Source organism: Frankia sp. CcWB2 (genome assembly GCF_977927585.1).
In genome coordinates this window covers 24,143-34,008 of sequence record NZ_CDWRCM010000015.1, presented here as the reverse complement: position 1 = coordinate 34,008, position 9,866 = coordinate 24,143, and the positions used below count along the sequence as shown (strand labels likewise).

General features: G+C 70.0%; 6 protein-coding genes, 1 tRNA gene and 2 pseudogenes. 7 read left to right on the top strand and 2 right to left on the bottom strand.

The window, feature by feature from the left end; all coding sequences use genetic code 11:
- Together ACY45C_RS03305 and ACY45C_RS03300 are read left to right on the top strand one after the other, a co-directional pair.
- Positions 1-843, top strand: an 843-nt coding sequence (locus tag ACY45C_RS03305; RefSeq protein ID WP_462186176.1) for a DUF6508 domain-containing protein, incomplete at its 5' end; no start/stop codon positions are given.
- A gap of 76 nt (positions 844-919) precedes the next feature.
- Positions 920-1,186, top strand: a pseudogene (locus tag ACY45C_RS03300) (recombinase family protein); the annotation flags it as partial.
- Between the two features lie 465 nt (positions 1,187-1,651).
- Here the strand turns inward: ACY45C_RS03300 and ACY45C_RS03295 are convergent.
- Positions 1,652-1,786 carry a hypothetical protein gene (locus ACY45C_RS03295; RefSeq protein ID WP_462186175.1) on the bottom strand — a complete coding sequence of 45 codons (135 nt, stop codon included), beginning with the start codon at positions 1,784-1,786 and terminating at the stop codon, positions 1,652-1,654.
- Between the two features lie 152 nt (positions 1,787-1,938).
- Positions 1,939-2,011, bottom strand: a tRNA-Leu gene (locus ACY45C_RS03290).
- 247 nt (positions 2,012-2,258) lie between these two features.
- Between ACY45C_RS03290 and ACY45C_RS03285 the strand changes: the two genes are divergently transcribed.
- The 5 genes and pseudogenes from ACY45C_RS03285 to ACY45C_RS03265 all read left to right on the top strand — a co-directional run.
- Positions 2,259-2,858 (top strand): ANTAR domain-containing response regulator, encoded by a 600-nt coding sequence (locus tag ACY45C_RS03285; protein WP_009399419.1) that lies wholly within the window; start codon positions 2,259-2,261, stop codon positions 2,856-2,858.
- A 28-nt stretch (positions 2,859-2,886) separates the two neighbouring features.
- Positions 2,887-4,512 carry a branched-chain amino acid ABC transporter substrate-binding protein gene (locus tag ACY45C_RS03280; RefSeq protein WP_462186174.1) on the top strand — a complete coding sequence of 542 codons (1,626 nt, stop codon included), beginning with the start codon at positions 2,887-2,889 and terminating at the stop codon, positions 4,510-4,512.
- Positions 4,513-4,816: 304 nt separating this feature from the next.
- Complete coding sequence (locus ACY45C_RS03275; protein ID WP_462186173.1) at positions 4,817-6,022, top strand: branched-chain amino acid ABC transporter substrate-binding protein; 1,206 nt, start codon at positions 4,817-4,819, stop codon at positions 6,020-6,022.
- 206 nt (positions 6,023-6,228) lie between these two features.
- Positions 6,229-8,973 carry a DNA polymerase I gene (polA, locus tag ACY45C_RS03270; RefSeq protein ID WP_462186172.1) on the top strand — a complete coding sequence of 915 codons (2,745 nt, stop codon included), beginning with the start codon at positions 6,229-6,231 and terminating at the stop codon, positions 8,971-8,973.
- A 270-nt stretch (positions 8,974-9,243) separates the two neighbouring features.
- A pseudogene (locus tag ACY45C_RS03265) lies at positions 9,244-9,866 on the top strand (putative bifunctional diguanylate cyclase/phosphodiesterase); the annotation flags it as partial.

The following is a 9,866-nucleotide window of genomic DNA, read 5'->3' as shown; positions in this document are numbered from 1 at the left end:
AACTTCGATGCGGGCCTCCCGCTCGGTGCGGCGGATGCCGTCCGCGCCGCGACCGCGTTCGTCCGGTCCGACCGTTTCATCGAGGGCAACCTGGGCGGGTGTGTGGAGAACGGCCAGTTCGGCGCCGTGCTCTCCGCGCTCGCCGCCTGGTACCGGGCCATCCCGGTAAACACCGACTCCCGGCCTGGCGAGGCGAAGACGACGAGGGTCTGGCCGGGAGCCCTCGACCGCGCCGACCTGCCGCCCAAGCGCCTCGCGCGCCTCGACGCCGTCGCCGATGCCGCGCGCGATGGCAACTGGAGCAACCTGCTCAGGCTGCTGGGTGCGGACCGGTCGATCGACGTCAACCAGTGTCGGGTCGGCGGTACGTCCTGGTTCACCCCGCTTCACCAGGCTGCCTGGCACGGAGCCCCTGTTGATGTGGCGGCCGCACTTATCGCGTACGGCGCGTGGCGCACGCTGCGTGATGCTAAGAGACTGCGGCCGGTCGACATCGCCCGCAAACGCGGCCACGAGCACTTGGCCGACGTCCTGACGCCACGGAGCCGGACTAGCGGGACCGGCCGGTTCGAGGCGTGGGACAGGCACCTTGCATCGCTCGTCGAGTCGACGATCCGCCCGACGTTGGCGGTCCGGCTGCGCGACGTCGCCACCGAGGTGCTCTCCGAGGACGGCACTGACGCCCTTTATCTGTCGGTCCCGGGCATGTACGGCGGCTTCTCTCTGGAGATCTTCCAGGGCCGCCTGCACGTGGAAGTCCGCTCCCGGGTCGTCGGTGACGGGTGGGCGAGGGCCTATGTCCTCATCGAGAAGGGTGCGGTACTCGTCGACGAGGGCTTCTAATAGACCCGCATCCACGGGCGGCGCAGTCCAGTTTAGGTGACGGCTGCAGTAATGGGGCCTCTTCGGGACTGGCCATGTGCCGGCCGATGTGACCCGGTTCGATGTTCCCATCGCGCGGGACGACGGGATCGATGATCTGCTGGCCGAGGTCGCGTCGCCGGGCCGCCGGTTCGATGTCGTGATCTGCGAGTCGATGTCCCGGATCGCCCGGCGGATGTACGAGAACCTCTCGGTCGAGCGGGCGCTGGAACGCGCTGGGGTGCCGCTGTTCGCCTGGAACGAGCCGATTCGGCTTGATGGCCCGCAGGCGTCGCTGCTGCAGCGGCGGATCAACCAGTCCGTGGCCGAGTACGAGGTGTGGCCGCCGGATGGCCGGCACCCTCCGGCACGGCAGCCCCTATTACCAGTGCCGGCCGCGCCCGAACGACCGCGGCGGCGGACCCGACGCGTACGACGGGCATCCCGGACGTTCTACATCCGCGAGGACGTCATCCTCTACGCCCTCACCGAGTTCTACGCCGACCGGCTGTTCGGCCCCGACAGGACGAAGACCTACCTCGCTGAACTCGCGACGACGGGCGACCGGGAAACCGAGGATCGGCAGGCACGCCGCGTCGCCATGGAGCGCACCCTCGCGGACCTGCCCCGCCGCCAGCAGAACATTCTGCGCCAGGCACAGGACGCCGACCCCGACGACCCGTTCAGCCAGGGGCTGCGGAAGTCCTACAACGGGCTCGAGGAACAGCGGCGCGCCAAAGCCGCCGAACTGGAAACCCTCGACGCTGCCGCTGCGGACGACGTGCAGACCTCAAACCGGCCCACCGTCGACGGCGCCGCCCTGCTCGGCGCGCTGCCCCGGCTGCGCCTGAGCCTCCACGACGCCCCCGAGGAGATCCAGCGCGAGTTCTACGAGTTGACGCAGCTCACAGTCCAGGTACACCACGAGGCCCAGGAAGCCAGCATCATGATCAGACTTCAGGCTGACCGGATCGAGGCGGTGGCCGCTGTCGCCTCGGCGGCGCCGCCACCGGCACCAGTCCGGCTCACCACACGGAATGCATCCGCGTCGTCACTTCGGCGTGTGGATGCTGTACGTACCCCGGGTGGGATTCGAACCCACACTGTCGGTGGTTTGAGCACCGTCTCTCTGCCGTTGGAGTACCGGGGCCGGCGGGTGGAGCGTGTTGGATCAGACGTAACAGGGGCGAGTTGGGGCAAGTGGAACGGGCGGAGGAACCGGGCGGGACGAGGGCGAGGAGATCGCCGTCGAACCTGGCCGGAACCTCTCCTTGAAGACTCTATCCGGGTAGGGTGCGTTTCGACCTCCCGCCCTCCGTGCCCGGGGCGGGACGGCCACCCCGATCGTCCGTCCTGTCACACTAGGGACGCACCTCCGAGACCAGGAGTCCGACTCGATGAGCCAACCCTCCTCGAACCCGCGCCGGGTTTTGATCGCCGAGGACGAAGCGCTGATCCGGCTCGACCTCAGGGAGATGCTCCAGGAGGAGGGCTACGAGGTGGTCGGGGAGGCGGGCGACGGCGAGATGGCCGTCAACCTCGCCGGCAAGCTCCGCCCCGACCTGTGCATCCTCGATGTGAAGATGCCGAGGATGGACGGCATCGAGGCCGGCGCGAAGATCGCGAAAGACCGTATCGCTCCCGTCGTCATCCTCACCGCCTTCAGCCAGCGGGAGCTGGTGGAACGTGCCCGTGAGGCCGGCGCCATGGCCTACGTGGTCAAGCCGTTCCAGAAGAAGGACCTGCTGCCCACGATCGAGATGGCGATGAGCCGGTTCACCGAGATCGTGAGCCTCGAGGCCGAGGTGGAGGACCTGCAGGGGCGCCTGGAGGCTAGGAAGATCATCGAGCGGGCCAAGGGCGTGCTGCAGACCGAGCACGGCATGACCGAGCCGGATGCCTTCCGCTGGATTCAGCGCACCTCGATGAACCAGCGCCGGACGATGCGGGCGGTCGCCGAGGCCGTGCTGTCGGGTGAGGCGTTGCCGGGCTCGTGACCTCCGTGTCCGTGATCCCGGAAGCCGGGTGAGCGATTCGTCGCGGGCGTCTCTCGCGTCGATGGCCGGTTCGATCGGGCGGTGGACCCGGGCCAGATCGCGCACCGGTCGCGGGCGCGCGGCGCTCGCGGCTCTCGCCGTCCTGATCCTCGCGGTGCCCTCGGTCCTGGGGTTCACGCTGGCCGCCAGCCTTGGCGCCGGCGATGACGCCGGCGTCATCCGGGTCGCCACCCTCGGTGTGATGGCGCCGCTGTCCGGGGATCTCTCCACGGACGGGGTGAGCGCGCGCAACGCCGTCACGCTCGCGGTCGACGAGGCCAACAAGTCCGGGGCCATCCCGGGCTGGCGCATCGAGCTGTCCGCCCACGATGACTTGTCCCGTCCGGACGGGGGAGCGCAGGCCGTGGACGCCTTCGTGGCGAACAATCAGGTCATCGGCGTGGTCGGGCCGCTGAGCTCACTCGTCGCGAAGGTGTCCTTGCCCACGCTGAGCGCCGCGGGCATCCCCGTCGTCTCCCCGTCGAACGCGGACCCGACACTGACCGATTCCGGTTCCCGGCCGCGCACCCGGCCCTTCCCGTCCTACTTCCGCCTGGCCGGAACGGACGAGCGCCAGGCCCGGGTCGCCGCCGAGTACGCGGTCAGGACGTTCGGCCGCAAGCGTATCGCCGTCGTCGACGGCGAACCGAGATACGGCACGACTCTGGGCGCCCGCTTCGCGGCGCGCGCCGCCGCCCTCGGCGCGTCGGTGACATCGGTATACCAGGTCCGGGGGGACGAGACGGATGGATCCGAGATCGCCGGCACCGCGCGGGCGATTGAGGAGGACGCCCCCGATCTGGTCTATGTCTCGATGGGTGCGGCCTTCGCCGGGAAACTGCGGGCCCGGCTCGCCGACGCGGGAACGTCGATCCAGGTACTCGGTTCGGACGCGTTGCTCCAGTCCCGCTACACCGACGAGGCGAGGTCGGCGGCCGACGGCGACCTGATCATCGGTCCGCTGGTCCCGCCGACTCGGCTGCCGTCCTCAGGCGCCTTCGTCGCGGACTACTCCGACCGCTTCGGGGGACCGGCGGATGACGAGGGCAGTACCCGCCCAGGGGCCTCGGGCGGCGTGGAATCGCCTGGCACGAGTGGGCGGCCGAGTGGGACCCTGGGCCCGCGGGGCCAGGAGGACCCTGCGGACCTGCGGAGCCAGGAGGATCCAGCGGAGACCGCCTCGCCCGGCCGGGGCGCCACCACCACCCCGAGTGCGGTCCACGGCATCTTGACACCGGCATCGGCACCGGCATCGGGGTCGGGCCTGGAGGAGGGGCCCCACGGGCCGCCGGCCGCCGGTACCCGCGGCACGTCCGGGGTGAACGAGCCAGCCGCGGAGCTGGAGCTGCGGCGGGCCGAGGCCATCCCCGCGGTCGCGGCCTATGCGTACGACGCCGCCAGGGCGATCATCCGCGCAGCGGCCACGGTGCTGCCGGGCCGGACGACCGTGGACGCGGCCACCAGGCACGACCTCGTGACGGCGATCGGGAGCGGCTCGTTCGCGGGGATCACCGGCTCCGTCGCCTTCGACCGCTGGGGGGACACCCGATCGCCCACGGTCGTGCTCTACACGGTACTCGGCGGCAGATTCGTCCCGTTGAAGACGGAGAACTGACCGACCGGCGATGACGCTGCGGCGGCTGCCGCAATGGCTGCGGCGACCGGCATCCTCCGACCAGGCCGTTGCGGGTTCTGCCGGGTCGTTCGCTTCTCCGATCAGGTCGTTCGTTTTCGGACCCACCGGCGAAACCTCCTTCAAGTTACGACACGCTCACTTTGCGCTTCCCTTCCACCCCTCCGAAGGTTACGTTTTCGTCACTATCCGCTTTCGATCGGTTGCCAATGATGCGGTGGCGGCGGACCGGGTTCTGACGCCGAGGGGGCGGTGGCGGCAGCGATGTGCTGTGGGAGGGCGTGTCATGACGGGTCCTGGACGGCGACGGGGCGTGCCCCGACCGAGCGTGACGCGGTGGGGGGCCCTCGGATCCGTGGGTGTGCTGACGGCCGCGGCCGTCCTTGCCGGCTGTGGCGGTGGTGCGTCCGGTGACGACGGGAAAAAGGAATACGTCATCGGCTTTCAGGGGCCGCTCTCCGGCGACAACCAGCAGCTTGGCATCAACGCCTACGACGGGGTGCTGACCGCCGTCGAGCTGGCGAACCGGCGCAAGGATCTGCCGTTCAGGCTGCGCCTGGTCGCCTCGGACGATCAGGGTATGGCCGAGCAGGGGCCCACCGCCGCACAGAAGCTGATCGACAATCCGAAGGTCATCGGCGTCGTCGGCCCCGTCTTCTCCGGACCGACGAAGTCGAGTGAGCCGCTCTACAGCAGGGCCGGGCTGCTGTCGGTCAGCCCGTCGGTCACCAATCCGGCGCTTACCGATCTCGGGTTCACCAGCTTCTACCGGGTCATCGCCCCGGACACCGTGCAGGGATCCGCCGCCGCGGAATACCTCGCCAAGGTCGTGAAGGTGGACAAGGTCTACTCTCTCGACGACCGGAGCGAATACGGCACCGGCTTGTCCGGATCGCTCGAGAAGGCCCTGACCGGCCGAGGAATCCGCGTGATCCACGACGGCATCAATCCGACGAAGGACTACACGTCCCAGGCCACGAAGATCCTCGCCGAGAATCCGGATGCCGTGTATTACTCGGGCTACTACGCGGAACTCGCGTTGCTGACCAGGGCGCTGCGCAGCAAGGGGTACACCGGGAAGGTCGTCAGCGGCGACGGCGCGAACGACGACCAGCTCATCCGCCAGGCCGGTGCCGGCAACGCCGAGGGAATGCTGCTGACCTGCCCCTGCGGTGACCCGAACAGCGATCCTGCGGCGGCGGGGTTCGTCGCCGACTACAAGACGATCAACGCCGATGCGCGGCCTGGAACCTATTCCGGCGAGGCCTATGACGCCACGAACGCCGTCATCGAGGTGCTGCGCGGGCTCGGTAGCGGCGCGACGCGGGAGGCCGTGCTCGCCCGGTTCGGCTCGGTCGACGTTCCCGGGGTCACCAAGCGCATCAGATTCCGGAAGAATGGTGAGGTCGAGGGTTCGACGGTCTACGTGTACGAGGTCCGGGCCGGGAAACGGACCGTGCTCGGCCCGGTCAGCTCCCTCGTCAAACCGTGACCCTCGTCAAACCGTGACCGGACGGACCTGACCGATCGGCGGACCTGACCGATCGGCGGAGCGACGTGACGGAGCGACGTGGTCGACGCGTCGGTCCGCCCGCTCGCGGCGAAACTGTCCGACCCACGGCCTAAACTCGCCGCGTGTCCGTCACCACTTCGTCCCCCACCTCGTCCCCGTCCGGGAGCCCGGCAGCGTCCGCCACTGTGGCCACCGCGGCCGGCCCGGCCGCGCCCTCGCCGAGTCCCGCGCCATCGAGCCCCGCGAAGCCGACCCCGGCGACGCCCCGGTTGTTGCTGCTTGACGGGCACTCGCTGGCCTACCGCGCCTTCTACGCGCTGCCGGTGGAGAACTTCTCCACCACCACGGGCCAGCCGACGAACGCGGTGTACGGATTCACCTCCATGCTCATCAACGTCCTGCGCGACGAGCGGCCGACCCATGTCGCCGTGGCGTGGGACCTGCCGACCCCGACCTTCCGGCACACCCAGTACGCCGAGTACAAGGCCGGTCGGGCTGAGACCCCGGCCGACTTCGTCGGCCAGGTCAGCCTCATCCACCAGGTGTGCGACGCCCTCGCGGTGCCGGGGGTCAGCGCGCCGGGATACGAGGCCGACGACGTGATCGCCACGCTCGCGACCCTGGGCGCGGCCGAGGGGATGGACGTGCTGGTCGTCACGGGTGACCGTGACGCGCTGCAGTTGGTCGACGAGCGGGTGACGGTGCTGATGACCCGCAAGGGCATCAGCGACATGGTCCGCTTCACCCCCGACGAAGTGCAGGCGAAGTACGGCCTGTCCCCGGTGCAGTACCCGGACTTCGCGGCCCTGCGCGGGGATCCCTCCGACAACCTGCCGTCGGTGCCGGGGGTGGGGGAGAAGACCGCCACCAAGTGGATCCAGCAGTTTGGCTCGCTGGCCGAACTGGTCGACCATGCCGACGAGATCGGCGGGAAGACCGGGGCGTCGCTGCGCGCCCATCTGTCCGAGGTCATCCGCAACCGTTCCCTGACGGAGCTGTCCCGTGACGTGCCGCTCGACGTCGTCCCCGCCGGCCTGCGGATGCGGCCCTGGGACCGGGAGGCCGTCCACCAGCTGTTCGACACGCTGCAGTTCCGGGTGCTGCGGGAGCGGCTCTACGCGGCCCTCGCGATCGCGCCGCCTCCCGCCGACGAGGGGTTCGAGATCGAGCTGACCGTGCTCGGGCCGGGCGAGGTGGTCCGGTGGCTCGCCGAGCACGCCCACAGAGCCGGCCGTACCGGCCTGCACGCCCGGGGCACCTGGGGGCGCGGCACCGGCCTGCTCGCCGGTCTCGCGCTGGCCGCGGCCGGCGGTGCCGCGGCCTGGCTCGACCCGACGCTGCTCACCCCCGCGGACGTGGCGGCGCTGGGCGCCTGGCTCGCCGACCCGAACCAGCCGAAGGCCGCCCACGACGTGAAGGGGCCGATGCTGGCCCTGACCGAGCTCGGCCTGCCGCTCGCCGGCGTCACCAGTGACACCGCGCTCGCGGCCTACCTGGCTCTGCCCGGCCAGCGGTCCTTCGACCTGGCCGATCTCGTCGCCCGGTACCTGCATCGCGACCTGTCCGCCGACCCCGTCCCGGGCGGCCAGCAGCTGACCCTCGACGGCTCCGGCGAGGCCGACCAGGCGCACGCGGACGCCGTGCGGGCCCGGGCCTGCCTCGAGCTCGCCGACGCCCTCGACGCGGACCTTGAACGCCGCTCCGCTGCCACCCTGCTGCGGGACATCGAACTCCCGCTGGTCACGGTCCTGGCCGGCATGGAGCGGGCCGGCATCGCCGTGGACTCCGAGCACCTGGCCGAGCTGCAGAAGCGATACGGCGGCGAGGTCAGCGCGGTCGCCGCGCAGGCCCACGAGATCGTCGGCCGGCCGTTCAACCTGGGCTCCCCCAAGCAGCTGCAGCAGATCCTCTTCGACGAGCTGGGCCTGCCCAAGACCAAGAAGATCAAGACCGGTTACACCACGGACGCCGACGCCCTCGCCTGGCTGGCGGTCCAGTCCGACCATCCGCTCCTGCCGGTGCTGCTGCGGCACCGTGACGTGGCCCGCCTCAAGACGGTCGTCGACTCGCTGATCCCCATGATCGACGATGCCGGGCGCATCCACACCACGTTCAACCAGACGATCGCCGCGACCGGCCGGCTCTCCTCCGCGGACCCGAACCTGCAGAACATCCCGATCCGGACGGCCGAGGGGCGCCAGATCCGCCGGGCCTTCGTCGTCGGCGCGGGCTACGAGACGCTGCTGACGGCGGACTACTCGCAGATCGAGATGCGGATCATGGCTCATCTCTCGGGTGACGAGGGCCTCATCGAGGCGTTCGGCTCCGGCGAGGACCTGCACACCTTCGTGGCCGCCGAGGCGTTCGGCCTGCCGGTCTCCGAGGTCGACCCGGAGTTGCGCCGGCGGATCAAGGCGATGTCGTATGGCCTGGCCTACGGGTTGTCCGCGTTCGGCCTCGCCGGGCAGCTCGGCATCGCGCCGGACGAGGCCCGGGAGCACATGGACGCCTACTTCGCCCGGTTCGGCGGGGTCCGCGACTTCCTGCGTGGGGTCGTGGAACGGGCTCGCAAGGACGGCTACACCGAGACGATCCTCGGCCGCCGTCGTTACCTGCCCGATCTGACCAGTGACAACTCCCAGCGGCGGCAGATGGCCGAGCGGATGGCGTTGAACGCGCCGATCCAGGGTTCCGCCGCGGACATCATCAAGATTGCGATGTTGGGGGTCGACCGGGCGTTGCGTGCCGGGGGGTATGCTTCCCGGCTGCTGCTCCAGGTGCACGACGAACTCGTCCTCGAGATCGCGCCCGGCGAGTACGAGGCGATCGAGCGGCTAGTCCGGGCCGAGATGACCTCCGCGTACACCATGTCGGTGCCGCTCGACGTGAGCGTTGGCGCCGGCCGCACCTGGGACGACGCGGCACACTGAGCGTTCCTGTCACTGAGCGTTCCTGGCGCTGAGCGTTTCTGTACCCCGGATGTCATTTTTGTGCTGAATTATTCCGCTGGTTTCCCGGATTTCCCGTCGTATCCGGTATCGGTCGAGGAATTGTACCGAGCCGTGAAATCGCATCGGTGCCGTGAAATCGCATCGGTGCCAGGAAACTGCTGGCCGTGATGTCGGTCACGCCGGATCGACGGCTATGTTGGAAGAAAACCTGACCCGGTCCTGTCGCCGTCGTGCACCGTGATCTCTCGGATGCGGGGTCGCCGCGACACCCGGGGCGACGTCCCGCTCGGTGCGGTTCGTCTCCGTTCGGCCCGCCTGATCCGCTCGGTCCGTTCGGTCGGGCTCATCGCGGGTCAGTGCGGGAGGAAGCTGTTTTTGATCAGCGGGCGTACGTTCGCCGGCCGTCGGCGTTTTCTCGTGGTCACCCCTGCGATCGCGGCGGTGCTCTTCCTGCTCGCCGGGTGCATTCCGGGCTCCCCGGGTTATCTGCGCTGGGGAAGCTGGCTGGGTCTGGTGGTCGCGGTCGGCAACACTGTCGTCGGGCTGGTGGCTAACCCGAGAGGGCGCTGGATTCCGCCCGTCGCCGTCGCCTCGCTCGCCGCCGCGCTCGCCTTCGCGCTGGCGAGCGCGGCGCCCGGCCGGAACGCGGACACCTACCTGACCTGGTTCCCGGTGCTGTGCGCCTATGCCGCTCTGGTCCCCGTCGGCTGGGCCGTCGCCGGCACCGCGGCCGTCTGCGGTGCCGTCGTCGCCGGCGTCATCGCCCACGACGGACTGGCCGAGGCCGCCGCGCCCATGTTCTCCACCATCGCCGCCGTCGTGCTCGTGGGCGCGGTGGCGAAGGCCCTGTTCCGTGAGGGCCTGCTGCAGAA